Below are 19,565 nucleotides of genomic sequence, written 5' to 3' on the forward strand. Positions count from 1 at the left end.
GCATGGCTTCGGCCGGGTATGCGGAGCGTATATCAAAGCCTATTTGGCCGCGCAAACGACGATCCGTGCAGAATGGGTCGTCTGTGCCGCGGCGGTTTTTCGCAAAAGCTTCATTTTGCCGAGCGGATGTGGCAGGGAACGATGAACATGCCGCAAACAGCAGTTCACTGAGATCATGTCCGCCGTCGATCATCCTGAAGACGCATCCGCCGCCGCCCCGGCGATCATCCTGGTCGAACCGCAGCTCGGCGAGAATATCGGCATGGTTGCGCGCGCCATGGCCAATTTCGGCCTTGCCGAACTGAGACTGGTCAACCCGCGTGACGGCTGGCCGAGCGATAAGGCGCGCGCCGCCGCCAGCCGCGCCGACCATGTCATCGATGCCGTAACAGTGTTCGGCGACCTGGCGTCCGCCGTCGCCGACCTCAATTTTGTCTTCGCCACCACGGCGCGGGAGCGCGACGGCTTCAAACCCGTGCGTGGTCCGGTCGAGGCGGGCAGGGCGCTCAGGGCGCGTCAGATAGCCGGCCTGCGCACCGGCATCTTGTTCGGCCGCGAGCGTTTTGGGCTCTACAATGACGAGGTCGGGCTGGCCGACGAGATCGTCACCTTCCCGGTCGATCCCGGCTTTTCCTCGCTCAACATCGCCCAGGCCGTGCTGTTGATGTCCTATGAGTGGATGAAATCCGGCCTGGAGGAGGAGACGGCGACCAATTTCTCCAGCCCTGAAATGAAGCCGGCAAGCAAGGAAGAGTTGCACGGCCTGTTTGCCTATCTCGAAGGCGCGCTCGAAGCGCGCGGCTATTTCCGCCCGGCGCCCAAGAAACCCAAGATGGTCGACAATCTGCGCGCCGTCTTGACGCGCGCCGGTTTCGCCGAGCCGGAACTGAAAGTGCTGCGTGGCATCATCTCGTCGCTCGACCGGTTTTCGCCGGCCATGCCGCGCGGTGACGGCTCGCCGGGAGACGATCCAAGGCGTTTGCCGGCCGCTGCGCGAAAACCCCAGGCAGACAAAGAAGATTAGAAATCGCTAAGCTTCGAACGGCTGAAGTAACCGAATTTTATTTGCTGCTCATCCATTGTTGTCAAAACGGTGGGTGGCAAATGTTCACGTCCAAAATCGGCCGTATGCGCTTCTTCTTCTATTCCCTCAGCGTAGCCCTGCTCGAGGCCGTTCTTGCCGTGCTGTGCATCGTTGGCACGATCGGCTTTGAGGGGCTGGTCAACTCGGCGCCCGGTCCATCGCGGCAAGGGATGGCAGGCGCGGTTCTGGTCGTTTCCCTCCTGGCCGTGGTCATGCGTGCCAACATCGCCTGGCGACGCAGCCGCGACGCCAACGGCAAAGCGTGGATCCTGTGGTCCTACATCGTGTTCTGCGCCATCTACGCCTTTCTCCAGGCAGGCACGCTGCTGGTCATCGATTTCAACAATCCGGAAAGCACGTCCAGCGGTCTCAACCTGCTTGCGCTGTCGATCTTTGGCCTTTGGTGCACGATCCTGGTGGCTAAGCCGGTGGCGGGCATCAATATCGACGAACTGACATCGGTTTTCGATTTCGATGGCGATACGCCCATGCCTGCGGGATCCGGCCGGATGGCCAGCAGCACGGCACAGTCTTCCATGCGCAACGCCACACCGGCCACGCGCTCGGTGCCGTCCGCCCAACCTTTGGGCCGTCCGCGGCCCGCCGGCTTCGGCAAGCGCGGGCTCTAGAGCAATCGAGGCAAGGTCGTCTTGGCCGGCTTTGCATGGAAGTTACTAACATTCGCCACTTCAAGACCATGATGGTTGCAGATAGAACGGCATTGGCCAATGACCGCCAAGCCTTCTGATCCAGCCTCTTTCATGGTCCGATATCAATGAGCCACCGTCCGATCCTGATGTTCGATTCCGGCGTTGGCGGATTGACCGTGCTGCGCGAAGCGCGCGTGCTGATGCCCGACCGGCGCTTCGTCTACGTCGCCGATGACAAGGCCTTTCCCTACGGCGCGTGGGAAGAGCCGGCGCTGCAGGCCCATATAGTCGAGCTCTTCGCCAAGCTGCTCGACCGTTTTGATCCGGAAATTTCGGTCGTCGCCTGCAATACCGCTTCGACGCTGGTGATCGATGCGTTGCGGGAAAAATTCCCTGGCCATCCCTTTGTCGGCACGGTGCCGGCAATCAAGCCGGCTGCCGAGCGCACCCGGTCCGGGCTGGTCTCGGTGCTGGCGACGCCGGGCACGGTGAAGCGCCAGTACACGCGCGACCTGATCGGCAAATGGGCGCAGAAATGCCATGTCCGGCTGGTCGGCAGCAACAATCTCGCCGGACTGGCCGAGGCCTACATGCGCGAGGGCTTTGTCGACGAGGAGGCCGTGCGTGCCGAGATCGCACCGTGTTTCGTCCAGCATGACGATTTGCGCACGGACATCGTCGTGCTCGCCTGCACGCACTATCCGTTTCTGGCCAATCGCATGCGCAAGACCGCGCCCTGGCCGGTCGACTGGATCGACCCGGCCGAAGCGATTGCGCGGCGTGCTCTGTCGCTGCTTCCGGCTGTCGACGGACCATTGCCGCAAAGCGAGCCCGACATCGCCGTCTTTACCTCGGGAAAGGCGGATTTCGCCATCAGCCGGCTGATGCAGGGTTTTGGATTGAGCGCGCGCTAATGCATGTCGCCCAAAAGTGCGCAGCGGTTTTGGGACAACGACATGCATAAAACGAAAAACTAAAGCGCGTCGCCGACGCGCTTTAGGCAGGCTCGAAGACAATGACGCGTCGATCCGGATCGGCCGAAACAAGCCTTAGCGTCAGGCCATCGCCCTGCCTGAACCCTGAGGCCTTCACATTCGCAACGACAGGCATGTCCGAGAGCTGAACGCGCACACGCTGATCACCGACGTCGGTGACGACGGCCTTGAATGTTTCACCCATGCGCCCCCTCAGCATCACCGCCTCGGCAAGGTCGATGGCCGCGTGGTTGATCTGCGAGGCGCGGGCGCCTGCGCGGCCCATCACCTTCGGCAGTCTGGAAAACGCCTCGGTAACGGCTTGCGGCACCGGCTGGCCGTTGACGATGGCCAGCACACAGCGCACGACATAGCGATCGGCCAGCCGCCTCAGGGGCGCGGTGGCGTGGGCATAGGTCGCGGCCATCGCCTCGTGCCAGGGGACAACGCCTTCTTCATAGGGTTGGTAGGACGCACCGGAGCCGGCGCGGCGGATTTCCAGCATCAGCGCTGCCTGGTGCATGTTGGTCGGATCGAGGGTTCGCTGATAGTCGGACAGGCTGGTCGAAGGAGGCCAGGACAGGCCTAAGGCCCGTGCCGCGCTGCGCAGTCTTTGTACTTTGGAAGCATCGGGCGGCGCCATCACCCGGAACAAGCCGGTCCGGTATGCCAGCATGGCGTCGGCAATCGCCATGTTGGCGGCCAGCGAAAGTGCTGCGTTGTCTTGCTCGGATTGCAGCAGCGGTCTGAACGCAAGCTGGAACGTGCCATCGGCAAGCTGTTCCACCTCCTGCTCGGGCGGGTCGACGCGCGAAGCGCCGCGACGGTCTTCGGCCGCCGCCATGCGCCGCGCGATTTCGGCGAAGCCGACTGGGACGTCGGCGGCCTGCACGCTGTCATAGGCGAGCTTGGCGCGGCTTTGAATGATTGCCCGCTCCGCGCCATCCAGCCTTACCGCTCCGTCGTCGGCGATCCGGACCGTGAAGATGACAGCCGGACGCGGACCGCCGGGCAGCAAGCTCGCGGCGCCCTCGGCAATCACCCGGGGATAGAGCCCGGCCTTGCCGTCCGGCAAATACAGGGTTTCGCCCCGCGCCCAGGCTTCGCGATCCACCGCGTCGCCGTCTGCGACGAACCAGGCTACGTCGGCGATGGCATAGTGCAACAGAAGGTCGCTACCGCTCGCTTCGATCGAAAACGCTTGGTCAAGATCGGTGGAAGCCGCGGGATCGAGCGTCACGAAGGGCATCGCCGTGCGGTCGGCATGCTGGTCGGGCACGCACCTGGCCGCCGTCTGTGCCATGACCACTACATCAGGGGGAAATCCCTCCGGCACATGGAACTCGGTGCGGATTTTCGCGAGGCCGGTGGCGAGTGCCTGCGAGGGATCGTTCAACGATTTCATGGCGCCGTCCTACACCGGCGTTGCGGGCACGGGAAGGTGGTTTTGCCGGCAGTGCCGGCCGACCATGGGCAGGCATGAGCGCGGAACGGAAGTTGACCGCCAGCGCTGGAACCGTCGCCGGAGCGCAACGTTTCTTCCTCTGTCAGCAAAGGAGGTGCCGATATGCCTGCAACCTCAAAAGCACAGCAAAAGGCCGCTGGAGCAGCCCTGTCGGCCAAGCGCGGCGAGACCAGGAAGAGCGAACTTCAAGGCGCGTCGAAGTCGATGTACAATTCGATGAGCGAAAAACAGCTCGAGGAATTCGCAGAGACCAAGCGCAAAGGCCTGCCGGAGAAGAAATCGGCAGACTGAAACCTTGAACCGAGTTGATAAACAAAGCCCGTGGCCGAAACCACGGGCTTCTTCGATTCAGGCCAAGCCCGAAACTCCTGACGTCACCAGCAGCGCTTCACCTTGTAGCGGATGACCTTCTTGTGGCCATGCCGCCAGATGACCTTCTTCTTCACCACGACATGGCAGGTCTGACGATGCTTGTGGCCCTGCCAATGCTTGGCCATCGCTGGCTCGGGCACGGCGATCGACATCGTCCCGGCCAGGACGGCTGCACCGACCAACGAGAGGAAAAACTTCTTCATGCGACTTCGGGCTCCTTTGGCTCCAGTCCCTTCCTAAATGCCGTCGGCGCAACAACCTCCCGCCGCATCCGGCACGGCACTCAACGCCAAAGACGTGATATGGTTGCCGGGCCCAGCGCCAGCGACGCGCTTGACTCTGCTCAAATCTCCGTTTAACGAGCCCACCAACACCGGGCCGCAATGCCCGGTTGTTTCTTTTGCATGGCAAGCCCGGGAAAGCAGGTTTATCGTTTCCTGGGTTTTGTCTAGACTGACGTGTCCCGTGGGTTTTCCGCCGCGTTGCGTGGGAAAACCCTGTCAGGCCTCGAAAACGGAGGCCAGAGGAGGGCGCGTTTCCTTCACCCGGACCATGAGGCTCCGGGTGGTTTGTTTTGAAAGGGAATGCGATGAGCAAGCGCGAATCCGCGAAGTACAAGATCGACCGCCGTCTCGGCGAAAACATCTGGGGCCGCCCGAAGTCCCCGGTCAACAAGCGTGAATACGGCCCCGGCCAGCACGGCCAGCGCCGCAAGGGCAAGCTTTCCGATTTCGGCCTGCAGCTGCGCGCCAAGCAGAAGCTGAAGGGTCACTATGGTGATGTCTCCGAAAAGCAGTTCCGCAAAGTCTATGAAGAGGCTGATCGCCGCAAGGGCGACACCTCCGAGAACCTGATCGGCCTGCTCGAGTCGCGTCTCGACGCGGTCGTCTACCGCTCCAAGTTCGTGCCGACCATTTTCGCGGCTCGCCAGTTCGTCAACCACGGCCACGTCAACGTCAACGGCAAGCGCGTCAACATCGGCTCGTACCGTTGCAAGCCGGGCGACGTCGTCGAAGTGCGCGAAAAGTCGAAGCAGTTGGTCATCGTGCTGGAAGCGGTCGGCCTCGCCGAGCGCGACGTGCCGGACTATATCGAAGTCGATCACAACAAGATGGTCGCGACCTTCTCGCGCATCCCCGGCCTGGCCGACGTACCGTTCGCCGTGCAGATGGAGCCGAACCTGGTCGTCGAATTCTATTCGCGCTAAGCGATCGCTTTTCTGCGATACCGGAAAGGGCCGCCCGTCGAGGCGGCCTTTTCTTTGTCGGCCATGTCCGCTAATCCGGTACTCTCGGCTATGGAAAGCGACAAGCCATGAACATGCTGGCAGACATCGAAACAGTTGAACCGATTGCTGAAGGCGGCTTCCATCCGCTGTTTGCCGACGTGCCGTCTTCCGTCGAGTTCAACAAACTGCGTAAGCGGCTGTTGCGGTTGACCCGCCAGGCGGTCGAGGATTTCGCCATGACGAGGCCCGGCGACCGTTGGCTTGTCGCTTTGTCCGGCGGCAAGGATTCCTACGGCCTGCTGGCCGTGCTGCTCGATCTCAAATGGCGCGGGCTGCTGCCGGTCGAGCTGCTGGCCTGCAATCTCGACCAGGGCCAGCCGAATTTCCCGAAGCACATTTTGCCCGATTACCTCGATGCGCATCGCATTCCCCATCGCATCGAGTATCAGGACACCTATTCGGTGGTCACCGACAAGCTGCCTCAGGGCAGCACCTATTGTTCGCTGTGCTCGCGGCTGCGGCGCGGCCATCTCTATCGCATCGCGCGCGAGGAGGGCTGTTCGGCGCTGGTGCTCGGCCACCACCGCGAGGACATTCTCGAAACCTTCTTCATGAATCTAATCCATGGCGGCCGCCTTGCCGCCATGCCGCCAAAGCTGCTCAATGACGACGGCGACGTCATGGTGCTGCGGCCGCTGAGCTACTGCGCCGAGGTCGATCTGGAAAAATTCGCGGCCGCTATGAAATTCCCGATCATTCCCTGCGATCTCTGCGGCAGCCAGGAAGGCCTGCAGCGCAACGCCATGAAGGCGATGCTGGACGACATGGAAAAGCGCATGCCGGGCCGCAAGGATACGATGCTGCGCGCGCTGTCCAACACCAGGCCGTCGCATCTGCTCGACAGAAAGCTGTTCGACTTTGCCGCCCTCAATGGCAGCCTCAGCACAGGACAAGACATTTCCGATGATATTTGACGACCAAGCGATCGACTGGCTGGCCGAGCTTCTCGCCGATGCAGCCAGGGCCGAAATCATGCCACGCTTTCGCCGGCTGGGCGAGGGCGACATCAGGCAGAAGACCTCGGCTGCCGACCTGGTGACCGAGGCGGACATCAACGCCGAGCGGCTGATCACGGCCAGGCTGCGCGAGCGCTATCCCACGGCGATGATCGTCGGCGAGGAAGCCTGTTCCGACAATCCGGCGCTGCTTCAGGGGCTCGGTGATGCCGACCTCGCCTTCGTCGTCGACCCGGTCGACGGCACCTTCAACTTCGCCTCCGGCGTGCCGCTCTTCGGCGTCATGCTGAGCGTCGTAGTCAAGGGCGAAACCGTCGCCGGTATCATCCATGACCCCGTAGGCCGGGACTGGCTGATCGGCGCCAAGGGCGCCGGCAGCCATATCCGCCATGCGCATGGCGCGCTGGAGACGGTGCACGTCGCCGATGCCGTGCCGATCTCACAGATGACCGGCTCCGTCTCCTGGCAATATCTGGCGGAACCGCAACGCTCGCTCCTGGCGCGCAACCAGACCAAGACCCTGTCGCAGTTCGGCTATCGCTGCGCGGCACATGAATACCGTCTTCTGGCCAGCGGCCATGCCCATTTCGTCGTCTACAACAAACTGATGCCATGGGACCATCTGGTCGGTGTGCTGATCCACGCCGAGGCCGGCGGCTACACCGCGCGGATCGACGGCAGCGCCTATCTGCCCTCGCATATCGACGGCGGCATTCTTGTCGCCCCGGACAAGGAAAGCTGGCAGGAGTTGCGCAGGGAACTCTGGGCGCAATAGGTCCAACTGCTGGTAGGGCTTTCGTCAAGTATATTGGCTCTGTTATAGTGTCCAATCTCTCGCGAAGTCGGAAGCCGCGAAATGAAACATCGGTCCGCAATTGTTGCAACGGCGCTTGCACTTGCCTTGGCCGCCGCTGGCGCCACTGAGGCAAGATCGCAGGAACGCGCGTGCGGCAGTCGCGATCCCGTCGATACCATAGACGAGATGTTTTCCGCGATCTTTGCCTGTTGGCAGCCGCCGCTTGGAAGTGCTGGCATGACCCTGACGCTGAGTTTCTCAATTCGCAAAAACGGCACGCTGATGGGCAAACCGCGCGCCACCTTTTCGCATATGGGAGACGATGCCGCGCTCAACCGGGTCTTCGTCACGTCCGTGCTCGAAGCGCTCGACAAGGCTCTGCCGATGCCGCTGTCGGACAGCATGGGTGGCGCCATCGCAGGGCGCCCGCTGTTCCCTCGTTTCACGGCAGTGATTGGCGGCGCATCCTGAAACGCGTCGCATAAAGGTGGATGCGGTTTTGAGACCAACAATCTCAAGGCGCGTCGCTCAATGCAGGTCGGTGACGTGCCCTGAAACGGGTGGGTTGTGCGGCTGGAACATCTTGCCGCGCTCGGCGATCAGGATCATCAGCAGGGCCGCAACCGAGACGCTGCAGAACCCTGCGGCCAGCGGCGTCACCGTGCCGTTGAAGGCCTGGCCGATCAGCGTACCGAGAATGCCGCCGAGAAATGTCTGCATGAAGCCCAGGATGGACGACGCCGTGCCCGCCAATTGCCCGAGCGGCTCCATTGCGAGCGCGTTGAAATTCGCGCCGAGCCCGCCGAAAGGCAGCATCGCAGAGGCAAAGAAGGTGATGAACAGCCAGAGCGGCATGTTCATTTCCAGCGAGACGACCAGCCAGGCAAGGCTGATGCACAGGAACAGAAGCAGCGCGCCTTGCGACAGCCGGCGCATGCCGACCCGTCCGACCAGCCGCGAGTTGAGGTAGTTCGAGAAGGCCAGCACGCCCGCAACGCCGGCGAAGATGACCGGGAATAGCTCGCCGACGTGGAAGATGTCGATATAGATCTGCTGCGCGGAGATGATGAAGCCGAACATGGCGGCGAAGATGAAGGTGCTGGCGAAAGCATAGCAGAGCGTGAGGCGGTTTGTGAGCACGATGCGGAAGCCGTCGATCACCGAAGAGACAGTCAACGGCCGGCGATGTTCGGGATGCAGAGTCTCCGGCAGGCGCAGCAGCGACCACGCCGACACGATCAGCGCCCCGACCGCCATGGTGACGAAGATCCAGTGCCAGGTTGCGAACAGCATGATGACCTGGCCGATCCCGGGCGCGATCACCGGGATGGCCATGAACACCATGAAGATCAGCGACATCACCTCGGCCATGCGCCTGCCGTCGAACGTATCGCGCACGATCGAGACGGCGATGACGCGTGTGGCGGCAGCACCGATACCTTGCACAAGCCGGCACAGCAACAGGATGGCGAAGGACGGGGCGATGGCCGCGGCCGCGGCCGCCACGACATAGATCGCCAGCCCGGCGACCAAGGGCGCGCGGCGCCCGAACCGGTCCGAAATCGGCCCGAAGAAAAGCTGTCCGCCGCCGAAGCCGAGCATATAGGCGGTGATCACATATTGGCGGTGGTTTTCATTTTCGACGCCGAGCGTGGCGCCGATTTGCTGCAGTGCCGGCAGCATGATGTCGATGGCCAGCGAGTTCAACGCCATCAGTGCCGCGCACAGCGCGATGAATTCCCAGCGCGGAATAGGCAATTTGCGTGCCTGTTGCGGCGCTTTTGCTGGCTGGTCCACGGCGGGTCCGATCTTCAAAACGAATATGCGCCGGCATGCCGGCGCATAAGTTCGTCCTCACTCCGATAGGGGGAGGTAACATTTTGCCGGGGCGGGGCTGCCCCGTCTCAACTCAGAATCAGGCTGTCGCTTTGACGCTGACGCCCTTGTCGACGAGCAACGTCTGCAACTCGCCCGCCTGGAACATTTCGCGGATGATGTCGCAGCCGCCAACGAATTCGCCCTTGACGTAGAGCTGGGGGATCGTCGGCCAGTTCGAATATTCCTTGATGCCCTGGCGCAGTTCGGCCGAGGTCAGCACGTCGACGCCCTTATAGTCGGCGCCGATGTAATCGAGGATCTGGACGACCTGGCCGGAAAAGCCGCACTGCGGAAAACCGGGCGTGCCCTTCATGAAAAGGACGACGTCGTTGCCCTTCACTTCGCTGTCGATGTAGTCGTTGATGCCGCTCATGAGATATCCTTTCACGCCTGTGGGAGTCAGGCTCGAAGCATAGCCATCAAATAAACCCATAGATGGGCCGAAACAAGATGTTTGCGCCGCCGTCGCGGAAATGGCGCAAAGGATCGCCTGTCTTGGGCCAAGCATCCGAGCCGATTGCAACCTTCGGAACATGATGAAAAGACGATATGGCGCCGCCCTTCCGATCGCCATCCTGCTGGCGGCGATTGCCGTTGTCTGGTGGCCGAGACGCCCGGAGCCGCCGCCGCTGGTCATTGGCGGAGACCTGCCCGCGCCTTGCCGGAATGTCGCCTTCGAGGCGGTGACCTATGTCGTCTGCGAGACCGATCTTCGCGCCGACAGCATCGGTGTTTTCCACGCCGGCGCCGATGGCAAGCCTTTTGGTTCGCTCGAAGCCTTCGACAAGGCGGTTGCGGGCGAGGGGAGGCCGGTGCTGCTCGCCATGAATGGCGGCATGTATCACGAGGATTTGTCGCCGGTCGGCCTGCTGGTCGAGGGCGGCAGCGAAAAGTCGCCGCTCAATCTTGCCGACGGCGAAGGCAATTTCTTCCTGAAACCGAACGGCGTTTTTCTGGTAGGCAAGGACGGCAAGGCGGCTGTCATGGAAAGCAACGCCTATGCCGTCGCCAAACCCGATGTCGCCTTCGCCACGCAGTCGGGCCCGATGCTGGTGGTCGATGGCGTGCTACATCCGCGCTTCGAGGCGAATGGCACCTCGCGCTACATCCGCAACGGCGTCGGCGTGCGCGATGAAAACACCGTTTTGCTGGCGATCTCGCGGTCTGAGGTCAGTTTCGGCATCTTTGCACGGCTGTTTCGCGACGCGCTACAATGCCGCAACGCCCTGTTCCTCGACGGCGCGGTCTCCGCGCTGTCGGATGGCGAGAGGATGATCGTCGGCGGAAAATACCCGGCTGGCCCGATCATCTCAGTGTCGGCGAAGCCGATCACGTCAGTGTCGGCGAAGCAGCCGCAGAAACAGTAGGCCAGTCTGGCTTCAGTCCGGCACGCTGGTCTGCAGGGCCAGCGCGTGCAGCACGCCGCCCATATTGCCCTTCAGCGCATCATAGACCATCTGGTGCTGCTGGACGCGGCTCTTTCCGCGGAAGCTCTCGGCCACCACTTCGGCTGCATAGTGATCGCCGTCGCCGGCGAGGTCGCGGATCGTCACCTTGGCGTCCGGAATGCCGTCCTTGATCAGTTTTTCGATGTCGTGGGCATCCATTGCCATGGCAAAATCCTGTTCTGGGCGGCTAGGCACGAAGTGACTCGGACGGCAGCCTAAAGCCTTTCTGGTCCGGGTTGAAGCCGTTCTGTCGGCGACGCAGTGTCTAAGGGCCATCCTGCGGCGGGTGCACCACACCATCTTCGGTGATGTCGTCGCGGGTCGAGAACCCCCGGCCAAGGCTGAACACCAGGACATAGAGCGGGATGTTGAGCGCCAGGTTGATGATCGGGAGATAGCTGGTCATCTGCCACAAGGGCGAAAAGAATGGTTGGCCATAGCCGTCGCAGATCAGCGATGAGCCGTATTCCCACAGCGCGCCGGTAATGACCGCAACGGCAAAGAGCTTGATGCAGGTGGCGACATGCCTTGCGCGCGCCGGGTTCGGCAAAAGGCGGCTCCACAGCACCAGGCAGAGGATGGGGATCGCATAGATCAGGCTTTGCAAGGCCAGCATCTGCAGTGTGCCATTGGCCGCCTCAAGGAACTGGTCACGCCTTTCCAGCAGCGGACAGACCTCGCTCGAGGTCGTCGACAGCAGGAAAAAGACGAACGGCCCAAGGAACCAGAAGAAGAACAGCGACGGCCAGAAGACGACTGCGATCAGCGTCCGGGCTGCCAGGCTGGTCAACTGGACTTGTCCATGAAGTTCGGGAACCAGCCTTCGTGGGCGGCGGTCAATTCGCTGACCGGGATCGCCCTGGCATCGCCGAGCTTCAGTTCGTTTCCACCGGTCGAGCCGATCCATGGCGCAAAGATGCCGAGCTTGCTCTGTTCCTCGCGGATGGCGTCCCATTCCTTGCTCTGCGGATCGACGGACAGCGTCAGGAGGTAGCGGCCCTGGTCTTCGCCGAACCAGACCGGGATCGGGTCGGTGCCGGCGAGCCCCGGAATTGTGGCGCCGATGCCGGACGCCATCGCCATCTCGGCCAGGGCTATCGCCAAGCCGCCATCGGAAAGGTCATGCGCCGCGGTCACGACGCCCGACGCGATCAGCGCGCGCACGTGGTCGCCGACGCGCTTTTCATGGGCGAGGTCGACGGGTGGCGGCGGCCCGTCGGTCCGACCGTGAATGTCCCTGAAATAGGCGGACTGGCCGAGATGGCTGCCCCAGCTTGGGGGCGCGCCGACCAGCAGGATCATCTGGCCCTCGGTGGCGAAGCCGATACGGGTCATCTTCGACCAGTCGGCGATCAGCCCGACGCCGCCGATGGTCGGCGTCGGCAGGATGCCTTGGCCATTGGTTTCATTGTAGAGCGAGACATTGCCCGACACGATCGGGAACCCGAGCGCCCGGCAGGCATCGCCAATGCCTTTCACCGCGCCGACCAGCTGGCCCATGATCTCGGGCCGTTCCGGATTGCCGAAATTGAGGTTGTCGGTGGCCGCCAGCGGCAGCGCGCCGGTGGCGGTAAGGTTGCGCCAGCATTCGGCCACCGCCTGCTTGCCGCCTTCATACGGGTCGGCCTCGCAATAGCGCGGCGTCACGTCGGAGGAGAAGGCGAGCGCCTTGGTCGGATGGCCTTCGACGCGCACCACGCCGGCGTCGCCGCCTGGAAGCTGCAGCGAATTGCCCTGGATCAGCGTGTCGTACTGCTCCCACACCCAGCGGCGCGACGACAGGTCCGGCCCGCCGAGCAGTTTCAACAGCGCATCGGCGACATCGGCCTTCGGCGCATCGCCGGCTGCGAGCGCCGCAGGCTTCTTCGGCTCGACCCAGGGGCGGTCATATTCCGGCGCCTTGTCGCCAAGGTCCTTGATCGGCAGGTTGGCGACCTCGTCACCCTGGTGAATGACGCGGAAGCGCAGATCGTCGGTGGTCTTGCCGACAATGGCGAAGTCGAGGCCCCATTTGTGGAAGATCGCCTCGGCTTCCTTTTCCTTCTCGGGGCGCAGCACCATCAGCATGCGCTCCTGGCTCTCCGACAGCATCATCTCATAGGCGCTCATGCGCTCTTCGCGCACCGGCACCTGGTCGAGGTGAAGCTCGATGCCGAGGTCGCCCTTGGCGCCCATCTCGACCGCCGAACAGGTGAGGCCGGCCGCACCCATGTCCTGGATGGCGATGACGGCGCCGGACGCCATCAGCTCAAGGCAGGCTTCGAGCAGGCATTTTTCGGTGAAGGGATCGCCGACCTGCACGGTCGGGCGCTTCTCGTCGATCTTGTCGTCGAACTCGGCCGAGGCCATCGTGGCGCCGCCGACGCCGTCGCGGCCGGTCTTGGCGCCGAGATAGACGACCGGCAGGCCGACGCCCTTGGCTTCCGACAGGAAGATCGCATCTGTCTTGGCGAGGCCGGCGGCAAAGGCGTTGACCAGGATGTTGCCGTTGTAGCGGGCGTCGAAATTGACCTCGCCGCCGACGGTCGGCACGCCAAAGGCGTTGCCGTATCCTCCGACGCCGGAAACCACGCCGCTGACCAGGTGCCTGGTCTTGGGATGGTCCGGTGCGCCGAAGCGCAAAGCGTTCATCGCCGCAATCGGCCGCGCGCCCATGGTGAAGACATCGCGCAATATGCCGCCGACGCCGGTCGCCGCACCCTGGTAGGGCTCGATGTAGGAGGGATGGTTGTGGCTCTCCATCTTGAAGACGACGCAGTCGCCATCGCCGATATCGACCACGCCGGCATTCTCGCCCGGACCCTGGATGACCTGCGGCCCGGTGGTCGGCAGCGTGCGCAGCCATTTCTTCGAGGATTTGTAGGAGCAGTGCTCATTCCACATCGCCGAGAAGATGCCGAGTTCGGTAAAGCTCGGTTCGCGCCCGACCAGATCGAGGATGCGCTGGTATTCGTCGGGCTTGAGCCCATGCGCGGCTATGAGTTCCGGGGTGATCGGCACGGAATTAGAAATGGTCATGGGCGGCGATTGGTGTCCATGGGAGAGGGAATTTGAGTCCCCTCATATCGCAAGCTTTGGCGTGATACACCCCATCGGATGACGAAAAACGCCGGAAAACACAAGGCGACGATGGTAGCGGGGCGCCGTTGGGGAACGCTATGGCATCCCGGCCGTTAGGCCTCAAACCAATCAGGAGATTTCGACATGGCCACCAAGCAAGGCAAGAAAGACAATCGCCTCTCCGACAAGGAGGCCATGCATATTGCCGAGACGACCGACGTTTCGCCCAAGCAGGCCAAGGACCTGGCCGAGAAGCACGGCAAGGACAAGGGCGCGAAGGAAGCCAAAAACTTCAAGGCAGAGGGCTGAACCTGAAGATCGGGATACAGGAGGACCGAGTCAGGACGAACTGTCGTAGCCGGCGCGGCCTTCCTCCAGCAGTCGCCGGATCACCGCGACGCCGCCGGTGATGTCCTCGCGCCGCCTTGGCTGCGAGACGCCGAAACGCACGCCGTGAAAAACCTGCTCGGAACGCCCCGCCTTAAACTCGTCCTCGTCGTCGAGGAGCACGCCATTTTCGAGGCATGCGCTCCTGAAAGTGCCGGACAGCCAGGGATCGGGCAGCGTCAGCCAGACGAAGGGCACGCTGCCGTGTGACTTGAAGGCGAAACCGGCCAGTGTCTCGCGCACGATGGCGATCCGGGCGGCAATTTCGGCAATGCTGCGTTTGCGGATATCGCCAGCCTTCCCAGACAGCACCAGCCGCGCATTCACCTCCGCCAGCAGGAACGGCATCCCGCCGGTCATCATCTTGTGGGCGACGCGGATGCGATGGCGATAGGCGGGCGGGCAGGAGAGCCAGCCGCCGCGAACACCTGCCGCGACCGATTTCGACAGACCGCCGGCGACAATGGTGCGCTCGGGCGCATATTCGGCAATGAGCGGCGTCGGATCTTCGGTCAGGCCGCCATAGAGATCGTCCTCGATGAGGATGACATTGTACGCGCGCGCGACGCGGGCGATCGCCTCGCGGCGCGAAACCGACAGGATCGCCAGGGTCGGGTTCTGCACCGTCGGCATCAGGAAGATCATCTTCGGGTGCTTTTGCGCGCAGACGCGTTCGAAATCCTCGGGATCGAGGCCTTCCACGTCCGATGCGACAAGTGCAATGCGCCGCCCGATCAGCCCGGCGCTGCGGGCGATCTGCGAATAGGTGAGGTGCTCGAAGGCGACATAGTCGCCCGGCGTGGTCAGCGCCGCGATCGCCGCCATCACCGCGGCATGTGTGCCAAGCGTGGGAACGATGGTTTCAGCAACCGGACGGAACGAATTGCGCGACAGCCAGCGGGCGCCGGCCTCGAACCAGCGCTCCGGAAAATCCCTGGTGTAGCTCGATATTTCGTGCGGATGATCCTGAACCGTGCGAAGCAACATGTCGGCGACAATGGCGCCCTGGCCGATGTCGGGCGCGGCAGTGCTGTCGAAACGCAGCTTGCCGGGCGGCGCATCGACATAGCGCGTGCCTTGCACGGCAGGCTCGGCGAATTCGGGTGACGCTTCCGATTGCTGCGCCAGCACATAGGTCCCGCGACCGACTTCGCCGCTCACCAGGCCGCGCTCGCGCAGCAGCTGATAGGCTCGGCCGATCGTGCCGACCGTCGTGCCGATATCATAGGCGAGATCGCGCTGCGGCGGCAATTTTGCCCCGGCATCGATGACGCCCTTGTCGATGTCCGACTCGATGCTGTCGGCAAGGCGCTGGTAAAGCGGGCCGGAACCGATGGTGAGGTCAGGGAGCCAATTTGTCATGGTGACAATTCTGTATATTGCACCAGATCGGGTGTCAATGCATATCAGAACCGAACCAAGATGGGTACAATTTGCAAGGTTGGCAGAAAGACAATGGATACAATCGAGACAATCCGCTGCGCGGGCATTGAATTGGTCGGGCCGCGCCCGTCCAGCCGGCGAGGCTTTGTCGGCCGGATCGTGCATGTGGTCAGATCGCTGGCGCGATCGATCGACGTGCTGATCGAGCGCCGTCGCGGCCGCCTGGCATTGCTCGAAATGACCGACGAGCAACTCAGGGACATCGGTGTGTCGCGTGACGACGCCCACCGCGAAGGCATCAGGCAATTCTGGGACTAACTTGTAGTCTGGTCAGCGGCGTGTGCCCGGAGCCCTGAGGCGTGAGACGCCCTTATCGGCAAGCACGGCGAGGATGCACAGCACCAGGAAAACACCGGTGACGGCCAGCGCCGCAAGGGCGACGTTGGCCGCGCCGTTTTTCGCAACGTCGAGGAACGGGTAGGGCACTTCGCCTGCGATCGGTGCGCGCGCCAGCGCATAGGCGAGATAGGCGATCGGATAGGCCATCCACCACGAAATGTCGCTCCAGCGTGTCCTGCCGTCAGCGCCTGCAACAAGCCACCACAGCACGAACAGCACCGGCGTCACATAGTGCAGCAGCACGTCACAGAGCAGGAACAGCCCCTGCGGCTGCCAGAGCTGCGCCAGAACTGTCGCGTAGACGATGAAGACTAGGGCGATGGAAGCCGCCACGCCCGCCCGCATCCGTGGCCCGGCAAAGGCCGGCAGCCAGGCGTAGCCCGAAGGCGACAGCAGCGAGACATGGACCAGCACTGCACCGATGTTGGTCAGGATGGTGAAGAAGCTGAACAGAAAGACGATGGAGCCGAGAAAGTTGCGGCCGGCTTCCATCGATGCCGGGATGGTGATGCACGCTTGCAGGACAAGCCCGGCCAGACCGATGATCAATCCCGCAAACTGCAGGAAGCGGCCCATGGCGTCAGGCGGCCGCGTTGCAGGAGGGGTTGCCCGTTTGCCAGCGCGCAATGTCGGATCCGATGCGCGCGCCGAGCGGATCGTCCATCAGCGGACCGAACACGTCGACGCGGCTGGAATTGCCTTGCGACTGGACGACCAGCAGCGGCTTGCCGCCATAATGCTTGGCCGGCACCAGCAGGAAGCGGGGCGTGCCGCTGAACGAATTCAGCTCATTGGCCATCTGATAGGATTTGAAGGCGGGATCCTTGCTGGCGATCCAGCATTTGTGGGCCGATATCGCTACCTGTTCCATGGCCAGCAGCGAAGCGCTCTTGCCCGTGGGGACCGGCGCGCTCTTCGGGCTGGACTGGCAGGACGCCAACGCCAAGCCGGCAGCAGCCAGGGGACCTAGGCGAACAATCGTCAGTCTCATGGTCAACCGCCCCCGCGTTTTGAAAGGAATTCGAAGAGATATCAGGCGGCGATGCCGAGTGCGCCTTCGAACAGCGCCCGGCCGTCACTGCCGCCATGCGCGGCCTCGATCAGGTTTTCCGGATGCGGCATCAGGCCGAGCACATTGCCCTTCTCGCTGATGATGCCGGCAATGTCGTTGATCGAGCCATTGGGATTGGTGCCTTCGGCATAGCGGAACACAACCTGTCCTTCGCCCTCGAGGCGCGCAAGCGTGTCGGCATCGGCGAAATAATTGCCGTCATGATGCGCAACCGGCGTGCGGATGATTTGGCCCGGCTGATAGCGGCGGGTGAACATGGTGTTGGCGTTGGCGATCTGCAGCTTCACCTCACGGCAAACGAATTTCAGCGAAGCATTGCGCATCAGCGCGCCGGGCAGCAGGCCGGCCTCGACCAGAATCTGGAACCCGTTGCAGACGCCAATGACCATGACGCCCTTGGCGGCCTTTTCAGCGACTGCCCGCATTACCGGCATCCGCGCGGCAATCGCGCCGCAGCGCAGATAATCGCCGAACGAGAAGCCGCCGGGAATGGCGATCAGGTCGACATCGGGGATTTCGGTGTCGGTCTGCCAGACGGTCGCCGGCGCCTGCCCGGAAATCTTGGTCAGCGCCGCAATCATGTCGCGGTCGCGGTTGAGGCCGGGGAGAAGAACGACAGCTGATTTCATATCAAGCGATCTCCACCGCGTAATTCTCGATCACCGTATTCGCCAGCAGCTTGTCGCACATGGCTTTCAGATCGGCTTCAGCCTTGGCCTTGTCGGTCTCTGAGAGCTCGAGGTCGAAGACCTTGCCCTGCCGCACCTGGCCGACGCCGCCGAACCCCAGTCCGGACAGAGCGTGCTCTATGGCTTTTCCCTGCGGGTCGAGCACGCCGTTCTTGAGGGTGACGGTGATGCGGGCCTTGATCATGCTGGACAGGTTCCTGTTCGAAGACTTAGCAATTCCAGGAAAAGTGTGAAGCGGTTTTCCGTCCGGAATTGCGTCAAGAAATGAAGACTTAGTGCGGCTTGCCTTTGAGGCCGTCGGTCGAGGCGACGAGCACCGGGCCGGTCGGGCGCGGCGGCTCGTTCTCGTTCATGATGCCAAGGCGGCGGGCAACTTCCTGATAGGCTTCGACGAGGCCGCCCATATCGCGGCGGAAACGGTCCTTGTCGAGCTTGTCCTGCGTTGCCACGTCCCACAGCCGGCACGAATCCGGCGAGATCTCGTCGGCAACGACGATGCGCATCATGTCGCCCTCGAACAGGCGGCCGCATTCGATCTTGAAATCCACGAGTTGGATGCCGACACCCATGAACAGGCCGGAGAGGAAGTCGTTGACGCGGATGGCCAGCGCCATGACGTCGTCGATCTCCTGCGGGCTTGCCCAGCCGAAAGCGGTGATGTGCTCTTCCGACACCATCGGATCGTCGAGCGCATCGGCCTTATAATAGAATTCGATGATCGAGCGCGGCAGAACGGTGCCTTCCTCGATGCCGAGGCGCTTGGACAGCGAGCCGGCGGCGACATTGCGCACCACCACTTCGAGCGGAATGATCTCGACTTCCTTGATCAACTGCTCGCGCATGTTGAGCCGGCGGATGAAGTGGGTCGGAATGCCCATGCGGTTCAGATGGTTGAAGATGTACTCGGAAATGCGGTTGTTGAGCACACCCTTGCCGTCGATGACCTCATGTTTCTTCTTGTTGAATGCGGTCGCATCATCCTTGAAGAACTGGATAAGTGTGCCCGGTTCCGGTCCCTCATAGAGGATCTTGGCCTTGCCTTCATAAATGCGGCGGCGATTTTTCATCTGATTTTTCTCTGGATTTGCGGGCAGGCGGCAAGCGACCAGTTCCTGTCCGTCTGCCTAAATTGGTGCGGCGACGGGTGGGGTTCAATGCCGGGTCTATCCCAATCACAGCGTTTGCTCAATCGGCAAATCCTTTCCATCGACCGCTTTCAGGAATGAAATGCCGCAGCGCAGCAAGCGATGTAGCATATTGACCGGCCCGCGCCCTTTTGGTTTGTGCTGCGGCAGCACACATATCCATCACCAACGCGAATCGATTTCATCGGAGGGAAGCCATGAGCAGCATGAAAGACCGCGAAGAGGGTTTTGAGCGCAAATTCGCCTTCGACGAAGAACTTCGCTTCAAGGCTTCGGCACGCCGCAACAAGGCGCTTGGCCTGTGGGCAGCCGAAAAGCTGGGCAAGTCCGGCACTGACGCCGACGCCTATGCCAAGGAAGTTGTGGTTTCCGATATCGAGGAAGCCGGCGATCACGACGTATTCCGCAAGATCCGCAAGGATTTCGACGCCGCCGGCGTCGACCAGTCGGATCACCAGATCCGCCGCACCATGGACGAACTGATGGCGCAGGCGATCGAGCAGATCAAGAACACCTAGA

Annotated in this window: 25 protein-coding genes; 12 read left to right on the forward strand and 13 right to left on the reverse strand. The window is 62.4% G+C overall.

The window, feature by feature from the left end; genetic code table 11:
* Positions 1 to 175 precede the first annotated feature (175 nt).
* The 3 genes from AC3CCE_RS17270 (at position 176) to murI (ending at position 2,648) form a co-directional block, all read left to right on the forward strand.
* On the forward strand, positions 176 to 1,024 hold the full coding sequence (locus AC3CCE_RS17270) for an RNA methyltransferase (protein WP_352624565.1): 849 nt from the start codon (positions 176 to 178) through the stop codon (positions 1,022 to 1,024).
* 41 nt (positions 1,025 to 1,065) lie between these two features.
* The gene (locus AC3CCE_RS17275; RefSeq protein WP_352624567.1) at positions 1,066 to 1,713 is read left to right on the forward strand and encodes a DUF805 domain-containing protein; all 648 of its coding nucleotides are present in this window, start codon (positions 1,066 to 1,068) and stop codon (positions 1,711 to 1,713) included.
* 146 nt (positions 1,714 to 1,859) lie between these two features.
* Entirely contained in the window at positions 1,860 to 2,648 is a 789-nt protein-coding gene (gene murI / locus AC3CCE_RS17280; RefSeq protein ID WP_023684874.1) for a glutamate racemase, read from the forward strand.
* An 82-nt stretch (positions 2,649 to 2,730) separates the two neighbouring features.
* Here murI and AC3CCE_RS17285 read toward each other — a convergent pair whose 3' ends face one another.
* A complete protein-coding gene (locus tag AC3CCE_RS17285) occupies positions 2,731 to 4,113 on the reverse strand; it encodes an RNB domain-containing ribonuclease (RefSeq protein ID WP_352624569.1) in 1,383 nt (460 codons plus the stop codon).
* Positions 4,114 to 4,275: 162 nt separating this feature from the next.
* Between AC3CCE_RS17285 and AC3CCE_RS17290 the strand changes: the two genes are divergently transcribed.
* A complete protein-coding gene (locus AC3CCE_RS17290; RefSeq protein WP_023684876.1) occupies positions 4,276 to 4,464 on the forward strand; it encodes a DUF3008 family protein in 189 nt (62 codons plus the stop codon).
* Between the two features lie 83 nt (positions 4,465 to 4,547).
* Here AC3CCE_RS17290 and AC3CCE_RS17295 read toward each other — a convergent pair whose 3' ends face one another.
* Positions 4,548 to 4,748, reverse strand: a complete 201-nt coding sequence (locus AC3CCE_RS17295) for a hypothetical protein (RefSeq protein WP_023690200.1) — start codon at positions 4,746 to 4,748, stop codon at positions 4,548 to 4,550.
* 386 nt (positions 4,749 to 5,134) lie between these two features.
* On the opposite strand from AC3CCE_RS17295, the gene rpsD reads away from it, so the two are divergent.
* The 4 genes from rpsD to AC3CCE_RS17315 all read left to right on the forward strand — a co-directional run bounded on the left by rpsD (position 5,135) and on the right by AC3CCE_RS17315 (position 8,056).
* On the forward strand, positions 5,135 to 5,752 hold the full coding sequence (rpsD, locus tag AC3CCE_RS17300) for a 30S ribosomal protein S4 (RefSeq protein WP_023669107.1): 618 nt from the start codon (positions 5,135 to 5,137) through the stop codon (positions 5,750 to 5,752).
* Between the two features lie 107 nt (positions 5,753 to 5,859).
* Positions 5,860 to 6,747, forward strand: a complete 888-nt coding sequence (gene ttcA / locus AC3CCE_RS17305; RefSeq protein WP_352624572.1) for a tRNA 2-thiocytidine(32) synthetase TtcA — start codon at positions 5,860 to 5,862, stop codon at positions 6,745 to 6,747.
* Positions 6,737 to 7,564 (forward strand): inositol monophosphatase family protein, encoded by an 828-nt coding sequence (locus AC3CCE_RS17310; protein WP_023684879.1) that lies wholly within the window; start codon positions 6,737 to 6,739, stop codon positions 7,562 to 7,564. The genes ttcA and AC3CCE_RS17310 overlap by 11 nt, the downstream gene beginning before the upstream one ends.
* Positions 7,565 to 7,645: 81 nt before the next feature.
* Positions 7,646 to 8,056 carry a hypothetical protein gene (locus tag AC3CCE_RS17315; RefSeq protein WP_488377167.1) on the forward strand — a complete coding sequence of 137 codons (411 nt, stop codon included), beginning with the start codon at positions 7,646 to 7,648 and terminating at the stop codon, positions 8,054 to 8,056.
* Between the two features lie 57 nt (positions 8,057 to 8,113).
* On the opposite strand, the gene AC3CCE_RS17320 is transcribed toward AC3CCE_RS17315, so the two are convergent.
* Together AC3CCE_RS17320 and grxD are read right to left on the reverse strand one after the other, a co-directional pair.
* Positions 8,114 to 9,382 carry a multidrug effflux MFS transporter gene (locus tag AC3CCE_RS17320; protein ID WP_352624576.1) on the reverse strand — a complete coding sequence of 423 codons (1,269 nt, stop codon included), beginning with the start codon at positions 9,380 to 9,382 and terminating at the stop codon, positions 8,114 to 8,116.
* A gap of 118 nt (positions 9,383 to 9,500) precedes the next feature.
* Positions 9,501 to 9,836: a Grx4 family monothiol glutaredoxin gene (gene grxD, locus AC3CCE_RS17325; protein WP_023669102.1), complete on the reverse strand. Its 336-nt coding sequence runs from the start codon at positions 9,834 to 9,836 to the stop codon at positions 9,501 to 9,503.
* Positions 9,837 to 9,996: 160 nt separating this feature from the next.
* Here grxD and AC3CCE_RS17330 point away from each other — a divergent pair, with 160 nt between their 5' ends.
* Positions 9,997 to 10,830, forward strand: coding sequence for a phosphodiester glycosidase family protein (locus AC3CCE_RS17330; RefSeq protein ID WP_488377168.1), 834 nt, complete (start codon positions 9,997 to 9,999; stop codon positions 10,828 to 10,830).
* 12 nt (positions 10,831 to 10,842) lie between these two features.
* On the opposite strand, the gene AC3CCE_RS17335 is transcribed toward AC3CCE_RS17330, so the two are convergent.
* From AC3CCE_RS17335 to purL, 3 genes are all read right to left on the reverse strand, one after another.
* Positions 10,843 to 11,076 (reverse strand): BolA/IbaG family iron-sulfur metabolism protein, encoded by a 234-nt coding sequence (locus AC3CCE_RS17335; RefSeq protein ID WP_010909092.1) that lies wholly within the window; start codon positions 11,074 to 11,076, stop codon positions 10,843 to 10,845.
* A gap of 100 nt (positions 11,077 to 11,176) precedes the next feature.
* Positions 11,177 to 11,701, reverse strand: coding sequence for a hypothetical protein (locus tag AC3CCE_RS17340; protein ID WP_352624579.1), 525 nt, complete (start codon positions 11,699 to 11,701; stop codon positions 11,177 to 11,179).
* Positions 11,698 to 13,929 carry a phosphoribosylformylglycinamidine synthase subunit PurL gene (purL, locus tag AC3CCE_RS17345; RefSeq protein WP_352624581.1) on the reverse strand — a complete coding sequence of 744 codons (2,232 nt, stop codon included), beginning with the start codon at positions 13,927 to 13,929 and terminating at the stop codon, positions 11,698 to 11,700. The genes AC3CCE_RS17340 and purL overlap by 4 nt, the downstream gene beginning before the upstream one ends.
* A gap of 186 nt (positions 13,930 to 14,115) precedes the next feature.
* Here purL and AC3CCE_RS17350 point away from each other — a divergent pair, with 186 nt between their 5' ends.
* Positions 14,116 to 14,280 (forward strand): hypothetical protein, encoded by a 165-nt coding sequence (locus AC3CCE_RS17350; RefSeq protein WP_023669098.1) that lies wholly within the window; start codon positions 14,116 to 14,118, stop codon positions 14,278 to 14,280.
* Between the two features lie 30 nt (positions 14,281 to 14,310).
* Here AC3CCE_RS17350 and AC3CCE_RS17355 read toward each other — a convergent pair whose 3' ends face one another.
* Complete coding sequence (locus AC3CCE_RS17355; protein WP_352624583.1) at positions 14,311 to 15,720, reverse strand: aminotransferase-like domain-containing protein; 1,410 nt, start codon at positions 15,718 to 15,720, stop codon at positions 14,311 to 14,313.
* Positions 15,721 to 15,813: 93 nt separating this feature from the next.
* Here AC3CCE_RS17355 and AC3CCE_RS17360 point away from each other — a divergent pair, with 93 nt between their 5' ends.
* Positions 15,814 to 16,059 (forward strand): DUF1127 domain-containing protein, encoded by a 246-nt coding sequence (locus tag AC3CCE_RS17360; protein ID WP_488377169.1) that lies wholly within the window; start codon positions 15,814 to 15,816, stop codon positions 16,057 to 16,059.
* Between the two features lie 12 nt (positions 16,060 to 16,071).
* On the opposite strand, the gene AC3CCE_RS17365 is transcribed toward AC3CCE_RS17360, so the two are convergent.
* From AC3CCE_RS17365 to purC, 5 genes are all read right to left on the reverse strand, one after another.
* Complete coding sequence (locus tag AC3CCE_RS17365; protein ID WP_352624588.1) at positions 16,072 to 16,716, reverse strand: Pr6Pr family membrane protein; 645 nt, start codon at positions 16,714 to 16,716, stop codon at positions 16,072 to 16,074.
* A gap of 4 nt (positions 16,717 to 16,720) precedes the next feature.
* Complete coding sequence (locus AC3CCE_RS17370) at positions 16,721 to 17,131, reverse strand: hypothetical protein (RefSeq protein WP_352624590.1); 411 nt, start codon at positions 17,129 to 17,131, stop codon at positions 16,721 to 16,723.
* 41 nt (positions 17,132 to 17,172) lie between these two features.
* The gene (gene purQ, locus AC3CCE_RS17375) at positions 17,173 to 17,841 is read right to left on the reverse strand and encodes a phosphoribosylformylglycinamidine synthase subunit PurQ (protein WP_023684888.1); all 669 of its coding nucleotides are present in this window, start codon (positions 17,839 to 17,841) and stop codon (positions 17,173 to 17,175) included.
* A 1-nt stretch (position 17,842) separates the two neighbouring features.
* The gene (purS, locus tag AC3CCE_RS17380; protein ID WP_023669092.1) at positions 17,843 to 18,085 is read right to left on the reverse strand and encodes a phosphoribosylformylglycinamidine synthase subunit PurS; all 243 of its coding nucleotides are present in this window, start codon (positions 18,083 to 18,085) and stop codon (positions 17,843 to 17,845) included.
* Positions 18,086 to 18,173: 88 nt separating this feature from the next.
* Positions 18,174 to 18,968: a phosphoribosylaminoimidazolesuccinocarboxamide synthase gene (gene purC / locus AC3CCE_RS17385; protein ID WP_013532127.1), complete on the reverse strand. Its 795-nt coding sequence runs from the start codon at positions 18,966 to 18,968 to the stop codon at positions 18,174 to 18,176.
* A gap of 275 nt (positions 18,969 to 19,243) precedes the next feature.
* Between purC and AC3CCE_RS17390 the strand changes: the two genes are divergently transcribed.
* On the forward strand, positions 19,244 to 19,564 hold the full coding sequence (locus AC3CCE_RS17390) for a DUF1476 domain-containing protein (protein WP_023669091.1): 321 nt from the start codon (positions 19,244 to 19,246) through the stop codon (positions 19,562 to 19,564).
* Position 19,565: the final 1 nt, after the last annotated feature.

The organism is Mesorhizobium sp. P160187, assembly GCF_057766425.1.